Consider the following 26724-nt stretch of genomic DNA (forward strand, 5'->3'; position numbering starts at 1 on the left):
CTCCTTCTTAGCTGAGATGAATCGTATGCTCCTGCAGGATTTGGTCTACAAATTGCAAAATTTCGTCAGCAGCGAAAATACCCGATGCCTCTGTAAATAAATAGTTAGACACTGCCTTTTTCTGTTCTTGTCTGTACAATTCTCCGTGCTTGGGTACTATGGAATAATCCGCGTAATCCAGCATAGATTGATCCAATAAAGAGTCTCCGGATGCAATGACCATCCTCGACTTTGTTAAATTTTTTACATGAGCGATTGCATCTTTCTTGCTTACAGCCATTGGAACTGAATATACCTTTCTTCCCTGAATCGAAACATGCCAGCCCATTTTCTTCAGTTCTTCACTCACCTCAAGCACTGCTTGCATCGGCATTTGATCTCTTTGAATGACGTATGAATAAAATAGCTCATCACAATATCTGGATCCTACTACCCACTCCGGAGTCATGATTTGATTCATGATCCTTGCTGCATCTTCAGCCGGTGAACTGGTCGCTTTCACAAGAGCTCGTATCGACTGGTTCCATTCGTTATCCGGCACCCCGTCAATAAGTATGTTTCCGCCGTTGCTAGTAATAGCAAACCGCGGCCGCAGCCTCTGTTTAAACAGATGAATCCTTACATATTGAGCCATTGTTCTGGTAGTCACGGGTACGAAAAGAAGCTTGCTCATAAGCTCTTGAAGATTCTTAAATGTTTGTACGGACATATAGGATTTAATTTCGCCGTCTATAGCCTCGGCAGAGGTAATACTGAGTTCATCGTTCACACTACTTCCCATCGAGCGCTGTGAATAAATCAAAGTCTGGTCTAAATCGCTAGCAAATATCATTCTGTTTCACCCTTAATCGATTTAATAATTCCACAACAGGAATAGGTAAGCCCGGGATAGACTTCAATAGGAACTCCGCGGTCTTCTGCTAACAAATGAATGTGGGTTAAGTGGGGATTATCCAGACGGTCCACAAGTATTTTCCAAGGCACTCTACGCAGCAGCACTCTTGTCGTTTCACCGACTCCAGGTTTAATGAGGTTGATATCATCAATACCATACTCGGTTTGAATGCTTCGGATATCCTCAAGACCCTTCCATGTAATAACGGGAGGCTCTATATAAAGCTTATCCGCTCCCTGCTTCGCAGCGGCAGAAATTTGCCCGAAAAATGCCTCCACTGCGTGAATAAAATGATTAGAGAGATCTTCATCCAGCCATTCACGATAAAATTTAGCACCATGAAAATCTTCAGGCCCGATAAGATCATCTCTGCAAACAGTCCGGCTCATTAATCCGGATACGGTTGAATTCAGGCATGCGCTTGGAATCAGGAAATCCTCTCTGGTCCCAAATATATCGGTACAATGGCCGGGATCGGCAAGGACGGCAAGATCGTCCTGCAAATGGATTTGATGCTCCCGGGCAAATGTATCACAAGCTTCTATAAGAACCTGACGAATGGCCCCTTTGCCTGTCCAGCCGTCAATGAATTGCAACTGGGAGCCTGGATGCTTCTCCAGCATATAATGAATGGCATTCTCATCGATTCCCTTGCCTCTGATGATCGAGATACTATAATGCGGCAAATCAATTCCGTGAATTTGCGATAAATAGCGCTTGATAAGAATGCCAACGGGAGTGCCCGCTCTTGCCAGCGAAACAAGTACAAGGTTAGTTCCCTTTTTCTTTACGATTAATTCAGCTGTTATCCCAGCTGCAAGCGCCACTTTTTCCGCTGTTGCCTGCAATGTCTCCTCGTAAAGCTTTAAATAGGCCTTTGCGGGCTTGTACTCTACGGGAAGCATCTCTGAATAATGAACACCCGATTGAATAGCACGTTCACGATCTTCTGTTGGCTGCTCCAGCTTAACTTGGCTTAAATCCTTAAGAAGAAATGTCACATCCTCAGCAGGATAGCTGCCCAAAGGAACCGGATCGGCTATATGTCTAGCTCTAACTTGCTGTTTATCCATGGTTCCGCTGTACTCCTTTCCAATCTTGAACTGAGGGAGAAAAAAATACGATATTGATTTTTTTGAGCTGCAAGGAATCTAGAATTTGCATGAAATGTCTGAATGCTTCCGGCTCGGCTTCTCTTTCAAAAAATAAATACAGCTCATCATACATTCCCGGAGAAATATTGTACAAATAATTCAGCACTGCGGGATTGTCCGGCGATGGATACGGATAAGCAGTTTGAACTGCGTAATCTTCACTTCTATTGGCATGGATAGGACTTCTTGTTGTCGATTGATAGTAGATGCCATCACCCATCTCAGCAGCAATCCTCATTGGAAGATACATAAATTCGCCTGTCCCCATGCAAAGTGTTTTATTGCCGATCCGGGTGCTCAGCAAATAGGCTGCTGCTTCGGCTATTGATTTGTCTACTTCCTGGTTCTCATGAGAATCAAGGCCGAATCTGCCGCTGTACTTGAGGTACGGGGAATGATTTTCATACCCTTGATCATTTTGCGAGCTGCAGGGGACATGCTCGAAGAATCGATCAACAAACATAATCTCGATGGAATCACTTCGTTCACTTGAAGCCATTGCACGAATCTCATTCTCTGTGGATAGTACTGGCTCCCCGGAAACATCAATTCCGCCTTTTACCAAGGCTATCGTTCGAATCGTTACGCCCAATTCCATTTCCAACTGCTGATATTTTTGTTCATCCTCTTCAGTTCTCCAATCCAGCAGTGAAAGTACAACATACTTCTTTTTTGGAAATGCGGCTTGAATTTCACGAATGATGTTTAGCGAGGTTTTTCCTGTTGTAATTTCATCATCAACAAGCACGATCGTTTCGGGATCCTTAAGCAGTTTAGGATCATTGGCATAACAATAGTGAGCTACAGCATGAGAATGCTCCTCATTGAAAGAAATAACTGACTCCAGCTGCTTAATATCTTCCCTTGTGGTATGGATAAAGCTGCATGTTTCTTTCCATGCTTGAAACGTATGATATACCGCATGTCCGATTGCTGTCGCAGTCTCTGCGAAGCCGATGAGCGTTACTGGCTGGGAAAGCGAAAGCCCAGACTCTATGATTTCCGAATAAGCCACCTTGGCTTTGGATGGGTCGATTAGTCCTTCAACAGCAATAGCAATAAGGTTTTCAGGTACATCTCCGTCCATTTCCTGCTTTAATAGCAGAGCCAGACATACACCACTCAATAATGAAACATGCGGGTTGACGGGAATATGTTTGCCCAGCACATGGCTGACAAATAAAAAAGCACGTTTCTTGTTGTTTCTCGCAGCCATAGAAAACAAGCGGTCCAGTGGAATAGAATAAGGGTTATGAGTAACAGATACTTGTACTTGAATTTGTTCCAGAATATTATAAGTGCGTTTACTCATGCTTGGGTAGTAAGGAGATAAAATGTTGTCTTTCATGCAGCACCCCATAGATTTGTGATCTCAGCAAAATTCTTTTGGCCCAATTCAAGTGCGGCTTTATTTCATTCATTTTATTCGAGTATTCACTCTTAACGACGCCGTACGTACCATTATTGTTGCTTACAATGCTTGTTGCGTCCATGTATTCTTCGTGGGTTACTGTATATAGAGCCTGTACAGGCCTTATATGGCTTGGATGTATAACCGTCTTCCCTATCAATCCGTTCTGCTTGTCCATAATAACTTCTCGAATTAATCCGTCCATATAGCTGGCAATGTATTCTTTTCTAAGCTTTCTCCCATCCACGCCCAAGCTTTCTTCAAATAAGGTTTCACGAAGCTGAGGCTTGAGGATTCTTTCATGATTGGAGAAATATTCCCATACTGGCCCTGATAAGACATAAGAAGAGTCCGTTCGTCCAAAAAGATTAATGATGCCCGCTATACAATCTCTTATCGGCGTTATATCATAGACAGTCATATCCGGACTGCGCCGCAGACCAAACAAGCTTGAGAAATCGGTAGCTCCAATCCTTACATTCAGCACCATGTCCTTATAATGGTCGAGAATTTGTTTAATGGTCTGCAGGGTATGAGTGCGGCTCTCATGATAAATAATCGAGGCGGATTCCAAAATTGGAAGCCCGTAAAGCATTGGAAGATCAGATCTTCTATTGTGATTATGATCCTCCAGCACCCGGAAATATGCTTCCCCATATTCAGGGATAAATTTAGGAAATACAAAGCCGGTTATAAGCTTTATATGATCTTCAAGTCTAGCAATCAAATATTTCATCTGTTCAACATTTCTTATCCGAATAAATATTAGAGGAAGATGCTCCGAACTAAGCTTACCAGTCTCAAGGAAATCGACCAGCTTAGCGATTTGCTCCAATAGCGATTTCTCGGCAATCTCCACTTGATTGTCTCCTACTGCGTCTTCTAAATCAAGCACTACCGATACCAGTCCATCTATTTTGCCGTTTGCGATGATTTCGGCAATATTGGATTTAGTTGCAGGCATATAAAGAGCGGCACCAACTGAGTAACTGAGAATTTCTTTATCTGAGGTATTATAAAAAGGAACAGGAGGTATATAAAATAGTGAATGCTCTTCTTCGGAACTTAAATAATTGAAATACCTCAAGCGAATTCCTCCTGCTTCTTGTGGTTACGAAATAATCCCTCCATGTAGGAGGGATTATTTCTATAAAATTCATTGCTATTATCCAAAATTACTTCTAAACAGAGTCTGAACCGGATTTTTCTTTCTTTTTGCGTAAATAACTATAGAGGATAGTTCCTCCAAAAACAGCAATAATGAGGGCGAAGAAATAAATATGGTCAAGATGGAATCCGAATGCGCCTGCGATCATCTTAATACCAATGATGAGAATGAGAATAAATGCTGCCTTCTCAAGCTCAGGCATACGCTCAATAAGTCTCAGGAATACTTGAGCCACGCCTCTCATCATAAGTACCCCTAAGATTCCGCCCAAATATAGTACCCATACTTGGTCACTAACTCCGAAAGCAGCAAGGACGCTATCGATACTAAAAGCGATATCCATAATTTCTACAGCCAGAACTGTGCGCCAGAAGGAAAGGCCTTTATTCTTGACTTCTCCATCCCCACCGTCTTTCTTGAGGAATAGATTGCTAATCGCAATCCAGAGAAGATAAAGTCCCCCTGCAACCTTAATCCAAGTTATCGTTACGAGGTAGGTCCCTACTCCAATAGCAATAAACCGGAATATATAAGCCCCTAGAATACCATAGAACAAGGCTCTCTTCTGCTGCTCTTTGGGTAGATGCTTAACCATAACAGCAAGCACTAAGGCATTATCTGCGGATAGCAATCCCTCCAAAATAATCAGGGTACCAATAATACCCCAGTTGACTGGATTGCTAAGTTCTGCAGTAAACTCTGCCCAACTGAAAAAATTAGAGAAATTATCAATCAGACTCTGAAAAAATTCCATTCTCGTGCTCCTCCCACTTATTAGCCCATCAATTACTTACTTCCGGCAACCCATCTAAGCCCCCAATTAAAGGCCTTGTCCAAATCCGGATGACCGGAGAAAAACTGCACTAGTCTCTCAATACTGAAAGTTTCGTTATTCGAATTCTTGATCAAAGCGATCGCACATAATCCCTTGCGGTTGTCATGCTCATTAAGCCTGACCTCAATATCAGGACCACCCTCATGCTTAATAGAAACAACTCCATCAGCTTCGGCCCAATTTGTTGCACCCTCATAAATAAAAGTAAAAATAAGAACACGTTCGATTTCTGAAAGCTTATTTCCGTTAATTCTAATGTTCTCTCCGGTTTTCACTGAACCGGTACGGTCATCACCATCCAACGAAATATAAGGTGCTCTATTCAGTGAGCCAAACTTATCACCAAGAGCCTGAACGACACCCTTCTCCCCGTTCTTCAATTCGTACAAACAAGCGAGATCCAAATCAATCCCTTTATTGCGGCTAAAAAATCCGGAAGGCTTTGATTTTTGATTCCAGTTTAAATTAATCAATATTTCTCCGAGAGAGCCTCCAGCCTTCTTTTCCAGATTAATCTTCTCGCCCTTTTTCTTCAGCTCAATCTTGCTGAGACTAACTGGCTTTGCTGACGGCTGTGGGCTCGCTGGCACAACAGGCGCTGCCGGTGGGGCAGAGGAAGTTGTGGCAGGTCTTGGTGGAATTACGATAGGTGTAGGTGGTTGAGGAACAGGTGCAGGTTCTATCTTAGGGGGCTGCGGCACCGGCTCAGATGCTGGCTCGTCCTTCACTTCAATGCCGAAATTGCCGCACAGAGCCTTCAACCCACCAGAAAAACCTGATCCTATAGCACTAAATTTCCACTCGCCGTTATATCTATATAATTCCCCTACGACAATAGCTGTCTCTACGGAAAATTGATTTCCCAAGTCATAACGAACAATTTCTTGTCCGGTGCCTGAATGCACAATACGCAAGTAAGCGTCTGTTACTTGACTGAATTGCTGCTTAAGCTTCTCCCCGTCGTAGATAGTAAGAGTAACAGCAATTTTTTCAATGTTTGCAGGTACAGCTGACAGTTGTACCGCAAATTGTTTTTTATCTGTAGATGCTGCTGGTTTATCCATATAATTGATAAAGCCTTTATTCGGATTGTTATAAAAAATTAAATTGTCATCATTCGCTACTTTCCCATTTGCGCCCAGCAAAAAAGCGGAAGTATCAAGCTCTACCTGTGCTGGAGCGCTCCACCCTAGTCCAATAACAAGCTGAGATAATCCGGGATTTGTTTTTGTAAGATCTGTTTTTTGTCCTTTGATCAGAGCCACCGTCATAAAAAAGCTTCACCATCCAAACACATAGATTTAGAAGGGGTGATGCAGAAACACATCACCCATAAATAAAATTTATTGCGCATCAAGACCGTAGTTTTTGCAAAGGGCTTGAAGGCCTCCTTGAAAACCACTTCCCACTGCTTGAAACTTCCAATCTTGTCCTTGCGAATCACGATAAAGCTCGCATATCACAACAGCTGTTTCTACAGAAAAATCCTCGCCTAAATCATAACGCAGGATCTCATTGTTTGATTCTTCATTAACAACCCGTACAAAAGCATTCGATACTTGTCCGAAATTTTGTGAACGAGTTATAGCATCATGAATCGTTACTGTAATACCAATCCGATGAATATGCGCAGGGATTCTGGAGAAATCGACCTTGATTTGCTCATCGTCTCCATCGCCTTCACCCGTGCGATTATCGCCGGTATGTTCAACAGATCCGTTTCCGCCAATCAAATTGTTGTAGAAGATAAAATCCTCTGCACCTTTTGCTTTGTTATCAGAATGAAGCAGAAATGCCGAAGCGTCCAGATCGAAGGAATGTCCGCCGCTGTACTTGTTCGTATCCCAGCCTAAGCCGATAACAGCTTTAGTTAGTCCTGGATTTGTTTTTGTAAGATCAATTCGTTGTCCTTTTGATAAGCTAATTGTCACGTGTACTTCTCCTTTCTTAAAGAAAAAGAAATAGACGGCGTTTTACTTAGGATGTTTGCAATCCAAAGTCACGCGCCAGGCCTCCAAGCCCGTCTTTATAACCACTTCCAACAGCACTGAACTTCCACTCACCGCTGTTTCTGTACAATTCACCAATTACGACTCCAGTTTCAATGGAAAAATCTTCTCCAAGGTCAAAACGGATGATTTCTTCATTAGTAGCTTCGTTCACAATACGAACAAAGGAGTTGGATACTTGTCCAAAGTTTTGTGATCTGGTTTCTGCATCATGAATCGTAATGCAAAACGCGATTTTCTCAACTTCAGCTGGAACCGCACTGAGATCGATTTTAACTTGCTCATCGTCTCCATCGCCTTCACCTGTAGTATTGTCGCCAGTGTGCTCGATAGAACCATTCGCATTTTTGGGATTGTTGTAAAAAATAAAATCAGTATCTGATCCTACCTTGCCTGCAGCGTTCAGACAGAACACAGAAGCGTCAAGGTCAAAATCTTTACCGCCATCATATTTATTCGTATCCCATCCAACACCCACGATTACTTTGGATAAGCCTGGGTTTGTTTTCGTTAAATCCACTTTTTGACCTTTGGACAAAGAAATAGCCACTGAAAAAACCTCGCTTTATATAGAATTTTGTTTACTCGTTTAGTTATACCGCTTCACTAATTGTCCAACCGTTGTATCATTACTGCCTTCACCAACAGCTGTAAATTTCCATTCTCCGCCATGACGATATATCTCGCCGACAATCAGAGATGTTTTACCTGTATAGTTCTCTGTCAAATTAAATTTAATCATTTCTTGATCATTTGAACCATTAAGTACTCGAATATATGCCGATTGAATCATACCGAAATCCTGACGCCGATTGACGCAATCATATATGTTCACGACAAATACAATCTTATGGACATCTGCCGGCACTTGGTTCAACTGAACAACAATTTGCTCGTCGTCGCCGTCGCCTTCACCCGTTCTATTATCACCTGAATGAAGAACTGAATTACATATACTTTTTAGATTGCCGAAAAAAACAACATTTTTCTCTTTAGTTAATCTTCCTTGCTCATCAAGAAGTATAGCCGAAGCGTCGCAATCGATCTCAATTGCTGATTTTTTCATTCCAAAAAAGCCTTTTTTCTCAACCATTGCTGGATCCCAGCCTAAACCTACAACCACTTTGGAAAGACCTGCATTTCCTTTAGTTAAATCAATTTTCTGACCTTTTACAAGATTGATAGTCACCAAAGGTCACCTCCCTTCGTATCATTAGACAAGTTTCACTCCTACATACGAATCATATCGAATGAGGTTTCATAAATCAAATTATAATATTTTCATAGGGAGAGCTTTACAGACTGAATTCACCCGGATTTAAGTTCAAAGCCACGCAAATATCTCTGACAACAGCCTGTTCATTTTTGTCAAAATCCCCATCCGCTGCTCCTATAGCACAGCAAACAGCTATAATAACACGGCCAACATCCGGTTTGCTGCTGAACTTGCTAATAATCTTAATCGCTTCCTGTTTACCGACAATTGGTGAGAACTCAAAGTTACCTGCAAAGTAATTGAAGCGGGCGATAACATCATTCACATTAAACACCTTGAGCTCATCACTTCTGCTAATGTAACCAATCATTTTCTCTTTCTCGTCATTGCCGATACTGCCGTCAGCAGCTGCCACTATGGCACAACCAGCAACAACAGCGTCCATGAAATCCTTGTTCTTAAATTTCTTAACTTGATCATTTAAACCTACCTTGGCATTATTAAACCACGTTTTAAAAGTACTCATTTGCACTATTCCTCCTACGGTTATTTGAGAAAAATGATAGTTCTGCCTCTATATTGTAATATACGCTAAACCAGGTGGCTTTCACAAGTTTCGCCTCTAATCGCGATTATTATACATCTAAACTAAGGCAACAAGCTATGTTATGTAACAAATTATAAAAAAAAATAGTAGAACTTACTCTAATAACTTCATGAGACCCTTAAACTCTAGTTCCTCAAACTTACTAACAACTTTGTCACGCTCCATCATCCATAAGCATTCTTCCAGGGCACAAGCAATTGGAACATCCAGGCGGATACGCGCCAGATCGCGACAAAGATGAAGCATGTCAAGCTCAGCCTCCAGCTTTGCTCTCACTCCCTTCGGCAGCGATTCAAGGTTTTCGAGAATCCCTTCGATCGACTCATACTCAAGCAGCAGCTTTACTGCCGTTTTCTCCCCGATACCTTTCACTCCCGGATAGTTGTCCGCAGTATCTCCTGTTAAACCTTTAAGGTCTATAATTTGCTGAGGCGTTAAGCTTTTCTCTGTGTAGAGCGTGTCCAATGTATACACCATATAGTTGGATTGGCCCTTTTTCATAATGATTACTTCCGTGTTCTCGTTCACCAATTGCAGCATATCGTGATCACCGGTAAGAACCTGAACCTTGGTAAAGGGGCTGTATACACTAGCAAGTGTGCCGATGCAATCGTCTGCCTCATAACCCACCAAGCCTACATTGGGAATATTAAAGCTGGCGGTTACTTCTTTCACTAGCTCGAACTGGGGAATAAGCTCTTCAGGCGCTTCACTGCGATTGGCCTTATAGGACAGGTATTTCTCCGTACGGAAAGTTGCTTTCCCCATATCCCAGCAGCAAACGACATGAGAAGGCTTGAAGGTCTCAATAGCATCCCACAAGTATTTAACGAAGCCATATACAGCATTTGTTGGGACACCCGCACTCGTTCTCATAATATAGCCTCTGTAAGATGTGGCATAGTATCCGCGGAATAATAAAGCCATACCGTCAACAAGCAGTACGGAGCCACTGGATGATTCAGACATAGAAGATCTCTCCTTACTAACCAAGTATTGCCCTATTATATCACAAAAGCTGCTCCCCTATCATAAAGAAGAAGGGAAGCAGCTTTCCTATCATTTGATTTATACGGATTGTCTGACGTATCGCTCGGTGTGCCATTTCACTTCCTGAACGAACACGGCTAACGACTCTTCTAAACGCGCGGCAACTAATTCTTCAAGAATAGCTTCTCCTTGTTCACCCCAGGTTACTTCTTTATCAAGCACGTAGACACCTTGTAAAATATTTTGCGCACCCAATACCGAAAGGACCGGTTTAAGCGCATAATCAATAGCGAGCAAATGAGAGATGGTGCCCCCCACAGCCAGCGGAAGGACGACTTTATGGACCAAGCCCTTTTGCGGCAAAAGATCGAGGAAAGCTTTCAAAACTCCTGTATAAGAAGCTTTGTAAACCGGTGTTGCGACAAACACCCCGTCCGCGTCTGCTACTTTGGCTACCGCTTCTACGATCGCTTCGCTGTCGAACTTGGCATGCAGCAGATCCTCAGCAGGCAGGTCGCGCACTTTAATCCATTCCACCTCTTGCCCGGCTTGCTTGAAACTATTTATAGCCAGTTCAATAACACCATGTAAACGCGAAGTAGCAGTTGGACTTCCGGAAATAACTACAATTTTACCCATTTCTCTCCACTCTCCATTGTCTATTATATATCGTAATTTTTAAATTCATACTAGTTTACTTGGTATTATCTTAGCATGCTGTAAAAATACCGTCAACCTTTTTTGCCCAGTGCTTGGCTGCCCTTGATCTAGAAGAAATTCCAGCCCGGCAGCCAGCGCAGCCAGTAGGAGTAATCCTTCGGAATGACTTGCCCGGACAGGAGCGGATAAAAAATGATGAACATTAGCAGGACAGCGCCAAGATATATGTACCCCCATTTTCGGTTAGCCGGTCTTTTCTCCATAAAATTTTTAAGAAAATAGGTCAGGATCAAGATCATAAAAGGTACCATGGCAAAATAGTGATAAATAAAAGTGAGCCTCGGAATAAGCATCCATGGCAAATATTGCGAGCAATAAGCAACCAAAAGCACGGCAAGCTGACGATTTTTTTTGCGGATAGCCACATAGAACGAGAGCAGCACAGCAATAAATCCAGGCCACCATATGAGCGGGTTACCGAATGAAATAATGCTGGAAAGCTTGCCTTCAGGCAGCATGTGACCTTGATAATACCAGATCGGCCTTATCATTAGCGGCCATTCAAACCATTTGGATGAGAACGGGTGCTCCGCATGCAGATTTCTGTGATATTCATAGATATGCTTCTGATAGGTAATGACATCCTTCCATCCATGACCCGGACCCGGCACCATCATGAAAGGAATATAAGACAAGAAGTAAATAATTGCAGGGACAATCACGAACATAACAATGCACCACAGCAAAGTAAGTATTGTATATTTCGGGAACCTGTTCACGATTCGCTGTAAATAGCCTCGTTCTGCCTCAGAAAGAACTGTAGAGACGGTTTCGGCCCGCACAGATGCCCCGGAAGAAGATTTGATCCCGGATCCCTCTTCTGCAGCAGGGAAAACCTCTACGACAGATTTATTCAAGCCGGATGCTCCCAACAAAGTTCGCCGGGCTTTCCGGTACTCTACAAATCGCTCGATCAAGCTGAATAAAAGCAGTACGGCTAGCCCCAATCCACCATAGATGACGATCCACTTGGAGGCCGCTCCAATACCGAAAAACAACCCGGACAAGCTAAGCGGAACAAGCGTCTTCATCAGCGAGTCTCTATAAAAGCTGAGCGTAGTATAGCGGTACATGAAATAAAACATCAGCATAATGAAAAATACACCATATACATCTATTGTAGCTATACGCGTCTGGGCAAAATGCATGAATTCAAAGGTCATCAGAAAAGCGGCAATGAAAGCATATTCGGATTTTCCAAACAGCCTCCTGGCAAAGAAATACATAATCGGAATCATGCCAACGCCGAATAATGTGCCCACGACTCTCCAGCCAAAAGGATTAAGCCCGAACAGCCAAATCCCGGCAGCTATAAATATTTTGCCCAGCGGGGGGTGTGTGCTCTCATAAGGTTCAATCTTCTGCAAATGCTCGTAAGCAGTGCGGGCATGATAAATTTCATCAAAGTAAGAGCCTTCCATAAAGCTTGGTGTATAAGGAACTACTTCGGGCTCATCAAAAACATGCTCAGGAATTCCTAATGTATCAGAGGAACTTTCCAATGGGGTTAGAGTCTGAATAGCCAGCGGTGCATCCGTATTGGCATCAAATATCCCCACTTCATGCAGGTAGAATCCCGGCTTGTCAGCAACGATTTTCACATATCGGGCTTCCAGCTTCGGTTCCTCTGTAACCCAGGTGAACACCTTCGTATGATCCGATTTGATTGTTTTCTGATCTTTCCACTCGATCTTGTCAGTGGAGAACCAGTAAGAATAAGTGCCTTCCCCTGTGCCGGCAAAGCTGTTGATCCTATTGATCGTATGCGGTGCTCCAAGATCGGCAATGATGGCTTCTCCAGTCACTGCAGGCTTCCAAGACGTTGTTGGAGCCTCATGACCGCCTAAACGGTATAGGGCAATGATCGTATATAGCACCACTAAGCCCGCCAAATACCAGCCATCTTTTTTCGTGAAAAATGAGTTGTTTTTCATAACACTTTGAGCCTCCGGAGCTGACTTGATTCTGAAGAGCTTCCATCCCAGCCAGCATGCATAGCCCAAAAGCAATACATTGACAGCTGAAACGACCAGCATCAAGCTATCGTAGCGGGGGATATGATAGCTCTGATTCATACTATGAATCCAAACATCAGCCACATTAATCGAATTGGTCAGGCTGAATCCAAGAAAAAGCACCATGATGCGCCGGTCTTTTATATAGAGGAAGCTTGCTAAAGCAAGCAATAGCCCGTAATACAAATAGCGCTCATGCATCTTGGTCGTACAGACGAACACTGCTGTGATAAACAAGAATGCAATATAAAGCAATGCTCCCGGCTTGGATTTACCTTTTACAAACAAATAACAACAGTAAAACAATGACGCCGCCATCATTACCCAGCCGATCAGCCCGTAAGAAATGCCCAGCACCGTCTCCGAATTCTTGATAAAGTTCCCTCCGAGAAGCGTCAATAAATTGTAGGCATTCAATGAGGCATAAGGGTAAGAGGCTAGTGTGTTAAAATAAAGGCCAAACAACCATCCATAGCCTTTATCCAGGCTAAAGGGAAGCGTCACTAGAGCCATAGTCAAAGCGCCACTCAGTACACATTTTACAAATAGCTTCCAATCCTTGCGGCTCAAAACATCGATTAAGAGAAAGGGCCCAAACAATAAAGCCTGCGGCTTGATTAAGATTGCGACTGCCAGCAAAATGGACGCTTGCACCAGCCTCCCTTTTTGCTGCAGCAGAAGTGCCCACAAAACAAAAATCATAAAAAAGGCATCGACCTGTCCCCAAATAGCAGAGTTCACCAGAACGGCAGGATTGAATGCATACAAAGCAGCAATACCTAGGCACTGCAGCTTGTTAAAGCTGGCACGGCCCCACGCCATAGTGAAAAGCACATACGAAATTACCAGATCAGACAGCATAGCAGGCAGCTTGAATAAAATTAGTGATGCTCCTGAGCCCCACTGCAGGGCAAGTGTTTTATGTACCAAACCTACTACATACAGGACATACATATACCCTGGCGGGTAATCCATAAAATAATCCGGATTCCCATACAAGCCGGGCAATCCAATTGCAGTGGCATGATCGGCCCAGGCCATGAAAGTTTTAACATCCGTGTCATATCCCATCCAAATAGGGGCTAACGCAATACGCAGCCCCAATCCGATAAGAATGAGAATCCAAACACGACGAAAAGCCCAGTGCTTCTCATCGGTTCTAATTATCCGTGCATCTTGACTTACTAAGCTAAACATTCCGAGCTCTCCTTCTCTCCAGACATGGCTATTCCCATTATACCTGCGACTTCCGCTGAAATACAGTATTGTTTGTTGAATGGGAATCAAGAGGGAAAATTCGAAGCTTTACAAGTCCATGCTTCAGTGCTTGGGCTCCATCTTCTCAATGCGGGCGCATATATCATGCAGCCACTCATAATCATGAGTCTGGGAAGCACATAACGATAAATTCTCAAGCATAATCCGGTTCCATATATAGTTGGAATTTGCTTCCAAACAAAGAAGCAGTTCGTCTTGTTCGGCCTGGGTCAGCTCTCTGGCTTTACGTAAAGTCCAAAGCTCCGCCATGCGCTCATGTAAAGCCAGCATGGGTTCCTTATCCTCCTTTTAAGAATAACGCCTTGCGGCGTCCTTTGATGTGCAAATTCGTGACGTTGGTGGTTGGGGGAGGGAATGGCTGTGGGCTCCAGCCGCTGTTAAAGATTTGTTCCCTTGAATGGTATACATGAGGAGGTAGGAACAAATCTTTAAAGGCGGACGCTAACGCTCTTCCTCCCACAGCCATCCCCTCTCTTTAGCTCCAATCGCACGAATCGCACGAGCACCAAGCCCAAACGGACAGCCAGCAAGAGTTTTTCTCTGGGTTGGAGAAGATTTCCTAGCGGGCAAAGGCGCTGGGGAGGAAGAGCGATCGCTGCCCCGCACCAGTGCGAGCTGTTGAGCAAAGTTTGCTACTTTACCGATGTTTTTCATCGTTAAAGCACCAGGTCGGCTCCTAATACTCACTTTAACTATGAAAAACATCGTTAAAATCCCTTTTATCCATCCGGAGAGGCCCACCATCCTCTTTTAATGATGAAAATCATCATTAACGTGGCAGATTCACCTGAAAACCCTACCTTTAACGATCAAAAACATCGTTAAGTGAAGCAGTACCACTCATAATCCCCTAATATGTAATAAAGACGCCTTGCGGCGTCTTTATTGTGCCTGGAGAGAGAGCCGGCTAATGCGATTCCATCGCTTTGATGTCATGTGCCCCGAATGGATCAGGGGAAACAACACGACTTCAAAGACGTTCGCATTCGCTGTTCCAATCCATCTCCCTGACCCTCCCCCTGCTTAGGCAGGGGAAGCGGTTTTCTCTGAATGATCCATATCTGTGGAATCGGTGCCTTCTAGCAAGAAATGAACAAGCTTCGTATGCTTTTTCAATGACTTTTCATGGATAAGGTTGATCTTTCCATTGTCCAATGTTCCGAACACATAGATCAGTTCCTCATTGCTGTGGGTCCAGTCAAATCCATCCAGTACCTGCAGACAACTGCTCCAATTCTCATTGTACACACCATCCTGGAACAAAAAGCGGCTTGCGTACAAAGCTATGCTTTCCTGCATAACCCGATTCGCCGTCGTAAATTGGGCCAATCCGGGTTCCTCCGGCATCATAGGCAGCAGTGTGTAAAAGAATTGGTGCAAAATTTCCACATAAGTGGCAGGCTCTTGACGAATTTTACGCTGAAGCTCGTAGGAGGGCTGCATTTTACCTGAAAACAGCATGGTAGCCATAGCATACAGCCAACTAAAGCAAGTAAAGTTGCGGTTGAAGGATGTTAAGTTACTGCGACGCTCTACCCCTGCAGCCTTCAAATAAACATTATGATCCACTACCTGCTGAATAACAAGATTCAACGGATCAATCGAATCGAACGAATGGCCAAGCTCCTTGCTCACAATTTGCACCTTGGAGTTGATATCGCCGAAAAGCTGCTGCTCCTCTTCCTCCGATAAACCGATATAGATTTGTACGGCCAGTTGTGTGTCCAAGAGGTCAAGCCTTCTCCGCTCCATTTGCTTGATTAAGCCTTCCGTTTGCTCAAGCTCTTGTGCTATCTCTTCTTGCTGGGGAAATCTGCGCTGCTTGATCTTGAGAATAGCTGCTTTCTTTTCAAAGCGCCGGACTTCCTTCTGCATTTGCTCATTTACATAACCAAGAGCGAGGATGCGATGCTGGCCGTCTAATATGCTAAGCTTGGAGCCATGGCGCAAGTAAAGATCGTCTGCCTCTTTGGCAAGCTGCTTAACCTCACGAAGAGAAAGGGTAACAGGTCCGAAAAAAACATGATCAAGCTCCCGCTCCTGCAAGTAATTAGCAATTTTGCGCCGCTGCATAAGGCTTAGCTTTCTCTGAACCATAGGATCAATCGTTGTGTAATTTAACAAATCCTGCACGCTAACAGCAACCGTCGCGAGTCCGAATTTGTCGCAAAACGGGTGAATAGTCATCTTGAGCTGTAATCCATCCATTAGCCGACATCCTCCTTATCGCGAATTAAGAACACATTTTGCTCTTGATAGAAGCCTTTGACAAACTGGTACGCCTTCGTAATACGTGAACGCCGAGGCAAACGGGTTTGTTCATCACCGGCAAATATCGCATTGCAGTCCAAATGAGGCAGAATTCGCAAGGCATGCTCCAGCGCATAGCGGTTAAACTTGCCCGTCTTTGTTGCTTCCTCATGAAAGAAGAGCGCTAGAGCAATCTGGATATTTTCCGACCAGACCACATCTCCCTTGTTGGGTTCCGGTAAATGATGCAGCAGACCATTGAAATATTGCGCGGCCAAGGCCACATGCTCGTGCACGGACTGATCATCAAATTGATAGCCATTGTTCCGCGCTCCAGCTTTCATCCTGCCTTCAAACAACGCTACTAGAATTTCAATCAGCAAGTGATAGGAAAATAAATATTCGGCTGACTTCCCTCTTTCCGAGAAACGGTCCACCGTCAGACTTCTCATCACATGCGACTTCTCTGCCAGTTCAGAAGCAACTACATGATAGAAACGTCTTTGATCGCGAAGCACGGCCAAATTTCCGCCGATTTTGCGAGGAAGCTTGTTAATATCTGAAAATAGTTGTCTTTCTTGCTGGGCATTGATGTCCATATAAATCATGGTAGAGATTGGGAACGCATACAAGCGGCTAAGCTTTTCTGTAATTTCATCCATACGTTCGTATTCCCTGCGGTCTTTGGCCCTGGCCATTTGGCTTTGCAGCATTTCCATTATCCGCTTGAAGGCAGCCAAGCGGTGCTGGCCATCTACGACATACAATTTTTCAATAGGCTGCATCCGTAACACTTGACTCGCGCTATCGTAATAGCCAGCCCCTCTTGCAGAGAAAATAATACCTGGAAAGTAGATGGGCTGTCTGTCTTCCAAATAGAGGTTGATATAATCCATGAGCTTAGACAGGTTGCGAGGAATAATCGCGCGCTGCACCTCCATATCAACCTCATAAATAGAAAACAGCTTGCTTACAGACAATGTGGCGGTTAATGTGGTCTGTCCGAACGTTTGGCCAAGAATGCCTCCAACTTCAACATAGGAAGAGGGCTTTTGTTCCGCTAAAAGTTCGGATAAAGAAGAGATAGAATCCATGTTCATTCCCCTTTCAATATGATCCAATACTTTTCAGTGTAATCAATTTTCCTATGTTTAAACCAAGTTCGACTATTATTTTAAATAATATTGGCTGCCAATACCTAAATCTATGACATCTCCCCCTTGTTTTATGACCATTGAAGCTGCACCTTGTGTACTTCATTGATCATGAAACCCAGAAATAGCGCCAAAGCTAAATAAGCGGAACCATATTTCCATCTTGTAGCGGTGGGTACCTCGTAATAGTTGTCATTCTCATAAGGTGTATAATCAATTTGAACTTGAATGCCCAGATACAGCTCATTATCCTTATGCAACTGCTCAACCTTAACGACCTGGACCTTCTTCACAAGGATGGGCCGCGGCACCTGCACCTTCTGATGGAAGTCCAATGCTTCCCACGCCATATCAATGGTCTGTACGCCCTCCGTCTCCCCTTTTAAATCCGAGTACGTTGTAAACGTCAGCTCTCTGCGATGGTTCTCTCCAGGGATAAAAAATCCCTGCTGCAGCAAATGCTCTGCGGGCAGCTCAAAGCGTGCATTCGTCGTCAAAATTTGCTCGCGCTTTCTATATTTAACGAACTTTTTATACATATCCCAGGCAAAGGTTGCCCAAATAATAAAGAACAGAATGCTTTTTAAATAAATGATCACAACAAGTCCACCCAATAAACCAAGAAGCCATAGCCAGCGCGTAACAGCCGTGGAAATCCGGCCACCGTCAAGAGGGTGGATTGGCAGTAAATTAATCAGGTTTAACAAAAATCCGATATAGGCTATTGAAATCATCAGCCGCGAATCTATACTCAGTCCAAGATAAAAGGCAGCCACAGCGCCAAGAGTACCAATCAATGGGCCTCCAAATGCAATAAATGCTTCGGTGACCGAATCCCTCGGATTTCTTTTCATTGTGATTAATGCGCCAAGAAAAGGGATAAATACAGGGGCCGAGACGGGGAGCTTTTTATATTTAGCAGCTGCTACATGACCCATTTCATGAATCAGAATCATAACAACCAGCCCAATAGCGAATGACCATGGAGCAATGAGTGCATACGCGCCAATGGTGACGAACATGCTGATCACGGCTCCGCCAACCTTACCGAATTTCAATAAAGGAATAATGAGCTTGGCTTGTGTAAGCAAAAATATGCCTAAAGCACCAAGAAACCATAACGGATTCCTTTTATTTGTTGTTTTCCGCTGATCCAAGAATCGTCACCCCTTACCCCAAATTTCTTTAAATGCATCTTCCTTGAAGCCTACGGTCACTTGCTTTCCATCTGTCACAATAGGCCGTTTGATCAGCCTTCCATTGGAAGCCAGTAAATCTAGCATTTCCTGCTCCGTCATGCCGGGAAGCTTATCTTTAAGCAACATTTCCTTGTAAACTTCTCCGGAAGTATTAAAAAACTTCTTGATCCCCAGTCCGCTTAGGGTTAACAATTCCTTGAGTTCCCCCGCCGAGGGCGGTGTTTCAAATAAAGGGATGCTTTCCCCGATCTCGACATTGTGGGCTTTCAACCATTTCATAGCATCTCGGCAAGTTCCGCATTTATCATAACCATATACTTTTACTTTCATAAGTAAACTCTCCTTATCACGTGACAATCTTTTGTCTCTATTGTTCTATTGTTCTATTGATCGCTTTTGTCGGTTTTCTCGATTTTGCTCTGTTTCTTGAAGCCATTGTTTCAAAAGCATTAAATCCTCTGGAAGCGGTGCTGTAAACTCCGTCCATTCCTTTGTACCCGGGTGCACAAGTCCTAGCATGCAAGCATGCAGCGCCTGTCTGCCAAGCACATGCCCTGGAACTGCCGAGGATTCTTCCTCATAGCGTGCAAGCCTGTACATTTTATCTCCCAGCAGCGGATGACCGATATGCTTCATATGCACACGAATTTGATGCGTCCGCCCTGTCTCCAGCCACAAACGTACAAGCGCTGCCCGGGAATATTGCTCCACGACTTCATAATGCGTAACTGCCGAATAGCCGGCAGGGGTTACAATGCGCATATGGGGCTGCTCCGGGTCACGGTCAATCGGTTCATTAATTGTTCCGCCGGGATTGTCCACAACGCCCCAAACGAACGCCAAATATTCTTTTTTCACACTATGAGCTATCATTTGCTCGGAAATTTGCTGATGCACATAAGGCGTCTTCGCAATTGCCAGCACACCGGAGGTTTCCTGATCAAGCCGATGCACCGGGCGAAACCGGCATGCAACCCCTGCCTGCTGCCAATGGAACACCACCGCATTTGCCAGCGTGTTCACGTAATGACCGTTTGTAGGATGAACAATCATCCCGGCTTCCTTAGCTGCGATCAGCAGATGCTCATCTTCATGCACAATGGCCAGGGGAAGGTCCTGCGGTAAAATATCTTCGGACTCCTCCTGCTCCATCCGCAGCTCCACCCGGTCTCCCGCGTGCACATGGACGCTAATAAACTGGCGGACTCCGTTCACGGTAATTCCCTGCTCGGTCAGCTTCAGACGTGAGATCAGTTTGCGGGAAACATGAAGCCTTTTTTGTAAAATAGTTTTTAGAAGAAAACCCTCTTCCTCAACTGGAACAACGTATACTAACGGCTCATAATAGTTCATGATTTAGGTTTGAACACCTCGGCACTGCGAACGTACTCCACATCGGACACACCTTCGCGAAAATTAGCGGTACGGGCTACAGTGAAGAAAAGATCAGAAAGCCGGTTCAGATAACGGCGAACCTCCGGGTTGATCTCCTTCGTACGGGCTAGTGTCACGACTCTGCGTTCCGCCCGCCTGCAAACTGTTCTGCATACATGCAGCGCTGATGAAGCTTTGCTGCCACCCGGTAAAATAAATCGTGTAATATCTGCTGTCTCTGCATCATATTTATCGATCCAGACCTCAAGCGCATCGACCATCCCGGCCGTCACTTTAAATGTGCGCTCTCCCTTTTGAAGAATGGCCAGATCGGATCCGCAATCAAAAAGCTCATGCTGGATTTGCAGCAGATCCTCCCGTAAATCCTCAAAGCACCCCTTATCCATAAAACTGACCGCCTGTCCCAAAAAGCTATTTAATTCATCAACGGTGCCGTAGGCTTCAACACGAATGTCATCCTTATCTACCCTGCCCCCAATAACACTTGTCTGACCAGCATCCCCTGTACGTGTATAAATGTTCATTCCACAGCGCCTCCCTTATTTATTATTTAGTATACACAAGCCCTGCCTTCAGAAAAAGAAAAGCCGATCATTTAAAGGAAAAACCCCCTGTCCCAATAGGAACAGAGGGCTAAGACGATGATTCCCACGAAGGGCTTTTTTCCTTGCAAACGCTTATTTTTCCGCAATGATTTTCATCACTTTCTTAGCTTCCTCTTGTTTCTTGGCATTCATCGGAATAAAAGCTACAAGTCCTTTTCCGTTCAGATCAAGCTCCTTCATCCATTTGGTCTCCTCAAGAGGAATACCATAAAGATGCTTTTCCTTATTACCTTCTTCATCCGTCATTTCCAAAATACCTGTCGGGTAATCCTCAGGGTTAATGACATCATCCAAGGCTACGTATCCATTCTGCGGAGCCATGCCTAGAAACTGCTCCTCCCCCAGAATCATTATCCCGTTGCCGCCTGCCGCCAGCTCTACGACCATTTTCTCCATGGAGAACATAGGCGATGTGTTCAGAGCAACCGTCGGCGCCTCACCAACCTTCTCTTTCAGAGAGTCCCTAAGCTTGTCCGCAACTTCACTAGGAATGCCTTGAGATCCCATCATAAAGATAGGAACATCTTCTTTGGGTCCTCCACAGCCCGCCAAAACAGTGACGATGAGTAGAACCACAACCATTAACTTCACTTTCATTCTCTGCCTGCCCCCTCTGGCTCTCTATACATTGAGCACCATGATCATCATGAGAAAAGCCGGATCATCACCGGCTTTTCTTCACTATTTTCATGTAATCGTTTATTTTGGAATCCAGAATCTTGCTGAGCTCGATAACGGTATCCGAGGTCATTGCGGCACCATCAAAAACCATTTCTTCCAACCTGCATCGCAAATTGTGAATCTCTTCTTCAAGAAGTGCATGGGGGGCGGGTTTCTTTGTCGTCTTGAACAACCAACGCTCATCCGATCTTTTCTCTCGAAGCTGCACAAAATCACTATAATTGGTTAGTTGTTGTCCGAGATAAGCCATACATAATCCCTCCATAACACAAGGATACCAGTTTTTAACGGTATTGAAAATATCTATTCACATAACTTTTATAATTTAGATAGAAAGGTACCCATTCGTTCAAGCGCTTCGTTAAGCTGCGATACAGAAGTGGCATACGAACAGCGGATAAAACCTTCCCCGCCACTGCCAAATACATAACCGGGAACTGCTGCCACCTTAGCGTCATACAACAGTCTTTGCGCAAATTCCTCAGAGCTGAGGCCTGTTGCCCGGACAGAAGGGAAAGCATAGAAAGCGCCTTGCGGCTCATGGCATTCGAGCCCAATCTGACGAAAGCCTCTTACGACCAGACGACGACGCTGGTTGTAGGACTCTACCATACGATCCTTCTCCTCCAGGCCATTCTTCAAAGCTTCGTGCGCCGCAATCTGCCCCATCACAGGAGCACACATAACGGTGTACTGATGAATCTTCAGCATAGCTGAGATAAGATCCCCGTGTCCACAAGCATAGCCCATGCGCCAGCCTGTCATAGCGAAGGCCTTGGAGAAGCCGCTTACGAGAATCGTACGGTCTCTCATTCCAGGAATAGCGGCGAAGCTGACGTGCTTGTTATCGTAGGTGAGCTCTGCGTAAATTTCATCCGAAATCACGATAAGATCATGCTCTTCTACGATCTTGGCAATAGGCAGCCAATCCTCTTGGGTCATGATAGCGCCCGTTGGATTGTTGGGGTAACAGAGAATCAACACCTTGGAGCGCGGAGTTAAAGATGCACGAAGCGACTCTGCAGTCAGTTTGAATTGATTGTCTGCGGTAGTTTCGATGCCTACTGGCACACCTCCGCCAATTACCGCTATGGGAGAATAGGAAATATAACAGGGTTCGGGAATCAGAATTTCATCCCCAGGCGTAATGAGTGCACGGAGGGCAAGATCTATCGCCTCGCTTCCGCCAACCGTAACCAACACTTCATCCGTTGGCTCATAACGTACATGAAAGCTTGTGTGCAAATATTCAGCGATTGCTTCTCTAAGCTCGGGCATCCCGGAGTTAGGTGTATATTTCGTTCTGCCCCGCTCTAAGGAGTAAACCGCAGCCTCCCTTACATGCCAAGGTGTGGAGAAATCAGGCTCGCCAACACCCAAAGAGATAATATCCTTGCTCCCGCTGACCAGGTCAAAAAACTTGCGAATGCCGGATGGAGGAATGTTCCGTACAAGTGGAGACAAATATTCCGTCATCGGTTTACTCTTCTGTAGACCCAACTCTTCTTTTATCATCGCGAATCTCCCTTTATGGCGAGATCAGCATTCGGTGATCATCCTCATGATCGACGAAAATAATGCCGTCTTGCTTGTATTTTTTTAAGATAAAATGAGTTTTAGTAGAAAGCACGCGATCAATCGATGAAAGCTTGTCGGAAACAAAGGCTGCGACATCCTTCAACGATTTACCTTCGATTTCAACCAGCAGGTCATACGCACCCGACATCAAATACAACGATTTCACTTCGGGATATAAGTAAATCCGTTCCGCAATCGCATCAAAGCCGCGGCCGCGCTCCGGTGTAATCTGTACTTCAATTAACGCGGTAACCTTCTCATCATCCACCTTGCTCCAGTTCATGACTGTAGCATATTTGACGATAACCTTCTCGGCTTCCATCTCGCTGATCGCTTCCGCCACTTCCGCCTCCGCCGCGCCTAGCATTGTGGCGATCAGTTCCGCGCTGCGGCGTGCGTCTTCTTTCAATAAATCGAGAATTTTAAGCTTCAAAGTATCCATGGTTGACCTCGCTTTCAATAATGAGCCTCAAGCCCTCATGGCCCTTTCAGTGTCAAATTGGCACCATTGGGGTACATGCTGCAAAATGGCTATATTCCATCTTACAACGAAGTGCGGTTACAATTCAATATAAGCCAAGTTTGCCGCCTGTCTTTTTTTCATAAGCGGGCATTTACAGGGCTATATTTCCATTCGGCCAAAAGCAATTTATACACATTTGATGCAAGTCCACGCTTCTGATAGGCTGGCAGCACATAAATGTCCGCCGAATCTGGCATGGGAGCAGGCCCTTGCGCCAACGTATATCCAAATGCAGCCAAATGTTCATTATCATATGCTGAAATTACTATCATAGGTTCCTTCAAATTTATATCTTTAAAGTGTTTAGAGCCTGTAAGTTTTGAATACTCGCTGCCTAATCGATTTTCTTGAATAAAGGCAGTGAGTTCCGCTTGTTCTGGAGGTTGGTTGATATAAGCAATTTTCATCTTAAAATCCTCCTTTGATAAATAGGTTTCACAGCATATTTATAATTATACATTTAAGTGTATTTTTATTCAATTCTATTCCAATCTCTTTGCCTTTATGCTTTGCAGCTTCTGATGTTTACCTGCTTTTGCAGCAATAGCACCCCCATACCCTAATTAAATGACATCAAGGTTTGGGAGTGCTATCAGTTTGGTAGTGCTATCATGATCATGACACTTGTCTACTCAAAAAATATCCATACTGAGATATCTTTCTCCTGTATCCGGGGCAATACAAAGCACCCTTTTTCCAGCTCCCAGCTTTCGTGCTATCTGCAGCCCTGTCCAGACAGATGCTCCTGCGGAGGGCCCGACGAGAATCCCCTCTTTTGCAGCCAAATCCCTCATAGTCTGGATGGCATTCTCATCTGAAACCTGCACAATCTCATCATATATGTCTGTATTAAGAATGGCAGGAACAAAGCCGGGACTTGTACCTACCAGCTTGTGTGGTCCAGGCTGACCGCCCGAAAGCACAGGAGAGCCTTGTGGCTCGACCACATAAATATCAATGTCCGGGAGCTGTTCGCGAAGTGCTTCGCCCGTTCCTGTAATCGTACCACCAGTTCCAGAGGTTGCCACAAAAGCATCCAAACGGCCTTCCATCTGCTGTAAAATTTCCACTGCTGTCGTAGTGCGATGAATGTCTGGATTAGCCGGATTCTCAAATTGCTGGGGGATAAAACTGCCTGGTATTTGCTGTTGAAGCTCAAGCGCCTTGCTAATGGCTCCAGGCATTCTCTCTGCCGCTGGCGTCAGGACAACATCGGCTCCATAAGCCTTGAGAATATTGATACGCTCCTTTGACATATTGTCAGGCATGATCAATATAGCCTTGTAGCCTTTGGCAGCAGCGTTCATAGCAAGCCCGATGCCTGTATTTCCGCTTGTCGGTTCTATAATTGTAGCTCCGGGTTTAAGCTTCCCATCTTTTTCGGCCTGTTCGATTAAATTATATGCTGCGCGATCCTTAACACTCCCGCTCGGATTGAAATATTCCAGCTTCACATAAAGCTCAGCGTCCCCTTCTTGTACCAAGCGATTAATTCTCACCGCAGGGGTATCTCCAATTAGTTCCGTTATGCTCTGCACCATTCTTCTCTGCGTCAAGGTAACATTCACTCCCTTTTCTCTCCACAATCGTTCCCACTTATTGTAGCGGGAATTGTAGGCTTGTCAAGGGGCCCTTGCTGCAAGTTCGCTGCAAGCTGTTTACGCATGAACCACCAGCTAATAATCATGGAGCTGCCGACTAGCAGCAGGAGCGAATTAATGATAAGAGGCGTTGTACTCCAGGATACAACAGCAATAAACAGCAGTACACTTAATATTCTGCCTATATTCAGAGCCAGTTCACGGAGCACAATGTACTCCTCCCGCTGAGAAGCACTTCGGGCATTGCCTCCAATAAGGTCAAAAACAGCAGAAAGTATCGGGATAGAAAAGAGTGGAATAAACAAGGAAATCCCTATTCCAAAAATAAGCAGGGTGACAAAATTCACTTTCCAGAAAAAAGGCAGGATTAGAGCGGTCATAGCAAGAGAGCCAATCAGCATAGCTCTGCTTCTATAGGCAGGTTTCATATATTTCCCTGTCAACCAGAAGCTAAATAAGGAAACAGCGGAAGTTATGAGCACAAAGCTGCCCAGCCGCGCTTCACTTGCAGTTGTAATGTAAACCATAAGACCGATCATAAAGCCGAAGACACCTTCTCTAAAGCCCTGTGCAACAAGTGCGGCACTGACCGAACGCCATGGCGTCCCTTCTTGTTTGACGCATCGCCAGGGAAGCAGCCATTCATAGCTACCAGCCACCTTGCGCTTCTTCAAAAAAAAGCTGACAAGGATGCCAAGTAAAAAAATCCCCAATGAAATCGAAAAAATAAGCCGATAACCGTTGGCACCAGCCATCCGTACAATAAGTATCCCCGAAATCCATGGAGCTACGATTCCCGCCCCCGACCCGAGAAGTCCTGACCAGCCATTAAAGCGATCGCGGTTATCCGGATCTGTTACTTCAAAATAGACAACGTTAAAGGCCAGCCAAAAAAATCCTGAGGCGATTCCCTGGACAATACCAAGCCAAATCACATAATCTACAGCATGTTTCCCAAGCCAAAGCACCAGCATATAAAAAGAGGCCGATAGTAATACCCCGAGGCGCAAGCAATTCATTTTATTATATTCCTTCACCCACTTGCCAGCCAGCCAAAATGTAACGGCTACAGCTATGTTGGTAGCTAATGCAAACCACCCCAGCAAAGCTAAGTCACTTTTCGCTTTCCACAAATATACCCCTACAAAAGTGCCAGATAGTGCATTGGCTACTCCAAAAAGTCCGCTTACTACAAGCAGCAAAACGGCTTGCGCATGAAGCTTGGGCTTCCCTTTATCTGTACTGGCCTTATTGCCCTTACCTTCCGATGAGCCGCGGCCTTCAAAGTAGCCACCGTCCGCCGTTTTTCCTTTCCACCTGGGATGAACCCTATGCTGAGTATGATCGTGCTGCATAAGCCCCCACCTTTGCCTTGAATTGAGAAATTGAAAGTTTGCTTTCTAAAGCTTTCCCCAATCCGCTTTAAATAACGCGCAAATG

At 44.6% G+C, this 26724-nt stretch carries 28 protein-coding genes; all 28 read right to left on the bottom strand.

All coding sequences use genetic code 11. The features are described from left to right. Positions 1 to 7: 7 nt before the first annotated feature. The 28 genes from J2Z66_RS24580 to J2Z66_RS24715 all read right to left on the bottom strand — a co-directional run bounded on the left by J2Z66_RS24580 (position 8) and on the right by J2Z66_RS24715 (position 26639). Complete coding sequence (locus J2Z66_RS24580) at positions 8 to 832, bottom strand: HAD family hydrolase (protein WP_209975367.1); 825 nt, start codon at positions 830 to 832, stop codon at positions 8 to 10. Next, positions 829 to 1968, bottom strand: a complete 1140-nt coding sequence (locus J2Z66_RS24585; protein WP_209975368.1) for a cysteine protease StiP family protein — start codon at positions 1966 to 1968, stop codon at positions 829 to 831. Before J2Z66_RS24585 ends, J2Z66_RS24580 begins: the two co-directional genes overlap by 4 nt. Continuing rightward, on the bottom strand, positions 1961 to 3397 hold the full coding sequence (locus J2Z66_RS24590) for a phosphoribosyltransferase family protein (protein ID WP_209975370.1): 1437 nt from the start codon (positions 3395 to 3397) through the stop codon (positions 1961 to 1963). Before J2Z66_RS24590 ends, J2Z66_RS24585 begins: the two co-directional genes overlap by 8 nt. After that, a complete protein-coding gene (locus J2Z66_RS24595; protein ID WP_209975372.1) occupies positions 3354 to 4547 on the bottom strand; it encodes an HpcH/HpaI aldolase/citrate lyase family protein in 1194 nt (397 codons plus the stop codon). The genes J2Z66_RS24590 and J2Z66_RS24595 overlap by 44 nt, the downstream gene beginning before the upstream one ends. Before the next feature lie 94 nt (positions 4548 to 4641). Next, complete coding sequence (locus tag J2Z66_RS24600) at positions 4642 to 5382, bottom strand: MeeY/MeeF family manganese export membrane protein (RefSeq protein WP_209975374.1); 741 nt, start codon at positions 5380 to 5382, stop codon at positions 4642 to 4644. A gap of 32 nt (positions 5383 to 5414) precedes the next feature. Continuing rightward, positions 5415 to 6734, bottom strand: a complete 1320-nt coding sequence (locus J2Z66_RS24605) for a TerD family protein (RefSeq protein ID WP_209975375.1) — start codon at positions 6732 to 6734, stop codon at positions 5415 to 5417. Positions 6735 to 6806: 72 nt separating this feature from the next. After that, complete coding sequence (locus J2Z66_RS24610) at positions 6807 to 7394, bottom strand: TerD family protein (RefSeq protein ID WP_209975377.1); 588 nt, start codon at positions 7392 to 7394, stop codon at positions 6807 to 6809. Between the two features lie 46 nt (positions 7395 to 7440). Beyond that, positions 7441 to 8022 carry a TerD family protein gene (locus J2Z66_RS24615; RefSeq protein WP_209975379.1) on the bottom strand — a complete coding sequence of 194 codons (582 nt, stop codon included), beginning with the start codon at positions 8020 to 8022 and terminating at the stop codon, positions 7441 to 7443. 39 nt (positions 8023 to 8061) lie between these two features. Then, entirely contained in the window at positions 8062 to 8664 is a 603-nt protein-coding gene (locus tag J2Z66_RS24620; protein WP_209975381.1) for a TerD family protein, read from the bottom strand. A 103-nt stretch (positions 8665 to 8767) separates the two neighbouring features. Then, entirely contained in the window at positions 8768 to 9214 is a 447-nt protein-coding gene (locus J2Z66_RS24625; protein WP_209975383.1) for a tellurite resistance TerB family protein, read from the bottom strand. A 174-nt stretch (positions 9215 to 9388) separates the two neighbouring features. Then, the gene (locus J2Z66_RS24630; protein ID WP_209975385.1) at positions 9389 to 10264 is read right to left on the bottom strand and encodes a 5'-3' exonuclease; all 876 of its coding nucleotides are present in this window, start codon (positions 10262 to 10264) and stop codon (positions 9389 to 9391) included. Between the two features lie 99 nt (positions 10265 to 10363). Then, on the bottom strand, positions 10364 to 10924 hold the full coding sequence (ssuE, locus tag J2Z66_RS24635) for an NADPH-dependent FMN reductase (RefSeq protein WP_209975387.1): 561 nt from the start codon (positions 10922 to 10924) through the stop codon (positions 10364 to 10366). Positions 10925 to 11052: 128 nt separating this feature from the next. After that, positions 11053 to 14217, bottom strand: coding sequence for a glycosyltransferase family 39 protein (locus J2Z66_RS24640; RefSeq protein WP_209975389.1), 3165 nt, complete (start codon positions 14215 to 14217; stop codon positions 11053 to 11055). Between the two features lie 123 nt (positions 14218 to 14340). Further along, positions 14341 to 14568, bottom strand: a complete 228-nt coding sequence (locus J2Z66_RS24645) for a DUF7667 family protein (RefSeq protein ID WP_209975390.1) — start codon at positions 14566 to 14568, stop codon at positions 14341 to 14343. Positions 14569 to 14739: 171 nt separating this feature from the next. Then, entirely contained in the window at positions 14740 to 15003 is a 264-nt protein-coding gene (locus J2Z66_RS24650) for a hypothetical protein (protein WP_209975391.1), read from the bottom strand. 318 nt (positions 15004 to 15321) lie between these two features. Beyond that, complete coding sequence (locus tag J2Z66_RS24655) at positions 15322 to 16506, bottom strand: DNA sulfur modification protein DndB (protein ID WP_209975392.1); 1185 nt, start codon at positions 16504 to 16506, stop codon at positions 15322 to 15324. Further along, the gene (locus tag J2Z66_RS24660; protein ID WP_209975393.1) at positions 16506 to 17642 is read right to left on the bottom strand and encodes a DNA sulfur modification protein DndB; all 1137 of its coding nucleotides are present in this window, start codon (positions 17640 to 17642) and stop codon (positions 16506 to 16508) included. Before J2Z66_RS24660 ends, J2Z66_RS24655 begins: the two co-directional genes overlap by 1 nt. A gap of 131 nt (positions 17643 to 17773) precedes the next feature. After that, positions 17774 to 18859 carry a site-2 protease family protein gene (locus J2Z66_RS24665; RefSeq protein ID WP_209975394.1) on the bottom strand — a complete coding sequence of 362 codons (1086 nt, stop codon included), beginning with the start codon at positions 18857 to 18859 and terminating at the stop codon, positions 17774 to 17776. A gap of 6 nt (positions 18860 to 18865) precedes the next feature. After that, a complete protein-coding gene (locus J2Z66_RS24670) occupies positions 18866 to 19231 on the bottom strand; it encodes an arsenate reductase family protein (protein ID WP_209975395.1) in 366 nt (121 codons plus the stop codon). Between the two features lie 45 nt (positions 19232 to 19276). Beyond that, the gene (locus J2Z66_RS24675) at positions 19277 to 20254 is read right to left on the bottom strand and encodes an RluA family pseudouridine synthase (protein WP_209975396.1); all 978 of its coding nucleotides are present in this window, start codon (positions 20252 to 20254) and stop codon (positions 19277 to 19279) included. After that, positions 20251 to 20820, bottom strand: coding sequence for a cob(I)yrinic acid a,c-diamide adenosyltransferase (locus tag J2Z66_RS24680; protein ID WP_209975397.1), 570 nt, complete (start codon positions 20818 to 20820; stop codon positions 20251 to 20253). The genes J2Z66_RS24675 and J2Z66_RS24680 overlap by 4 nt, the downstream gene beginning before the upstream one ends. 153 nt (positions 20821 to 20973) lie before the next feature. After that, positions 20974 to 21498 (bottom strand): hypothetical protein, encoded by a 525-nt coding sequence (locus tag J2Z66_RS24685; protein WP_209975398.1) that lies wholly within the window; start codon positions 21496 to 21498, stop codon positions 20974 to 20976. 67 nt (positions 21499 to 21565) lie between these two features. Continuing rightward, complete coding sequence (locus tag J2Z66_RS24690) at positions 21566 to 21832, bottom strand: aspartyl-phosphate phosphatase Spo0E family protein (protein ID WP_209975399.1); 267 nt, start codon at positions 21830 to 21832, stop codon at positions 21566 to 21568. 68 nt (positions 21833 to 21900) lie between these two features. Next, positions 21901 to 23097 carry an aminotransferase class I/II-fold pyridoxal phosphate-dependent enzyme gene (locus J2Z66_RS24695; RefSeq protein ID WP_209975400.1) on the bottom strand — a complete coding sequence of 399 codons (1197 nt, stop codon included), beginning with the start codon at positions 23095 to 23097 and terminating at the stop codon, positions 21901 to 21903. Positions 23098 to 23110: 13 nt separating this feature from the next. Continuing rightward, positions 23111 to 23602, bottom strand: coding sequence for an Lrp/AsnC family transcriptional regulator (locus tag J2Z66_RS24700; protein WP_209975401.1), 492 nt, complete (start codon positions 23600 to 23602; stop codon positions 23111 to 23113). A gap of 158 nt (positions 23603 to 23760) precedes the next feature. Beyond that, the gene (locus J2Z66_RS24705; RefSeq protein ID WP_209975402.1) at positions 23761 to 24090 is read right to left on the bottom strand and encodes a GNAT family N-acetyltransferase; all 330 of its coding nucleotides are present in this window, start codon (positions 24088 to 24090) and stop codon (positions 23761 to 23763) included. 225 nt (positions 24091 to 24315) lie between these two features. Next, on the bottom strand, positions 24316 to 25224 hold the full coding sequence (cysK, locus tag J2Z66_RS24710) for a cysteine synthase A (protein ID WP_209975488.1): 909 nt from the start codon (positions 25222 to 25224) through the stop codon (positions 24316 to 24318). Positions 25225 to 25247: 23 nt separating this feature from the next. Further along, complete coding sequence (locus J2Z66_RS24715) at positions 25248 to 26639, bottom strand: MFS transporter (protein ID WP_209975403.1); 1392 nt, start codon at positions 26637 to 26639, stop codon at positions 25248 to 25250. Between the last annotated feature and the right edge of the window lie 85 nt (positions 26640 to 26724).

The sequence above is a fragment of the Paenibacillus eucommiae genome (genome assembly GCF_017874215.1).
Taxonomy (GTDB): Bacteria; Bacillota; Bacilli; order Paenibacillales; family NBRC-103111; genus Paenibacillus_AI; species Paenibacillus_AI eucommiae.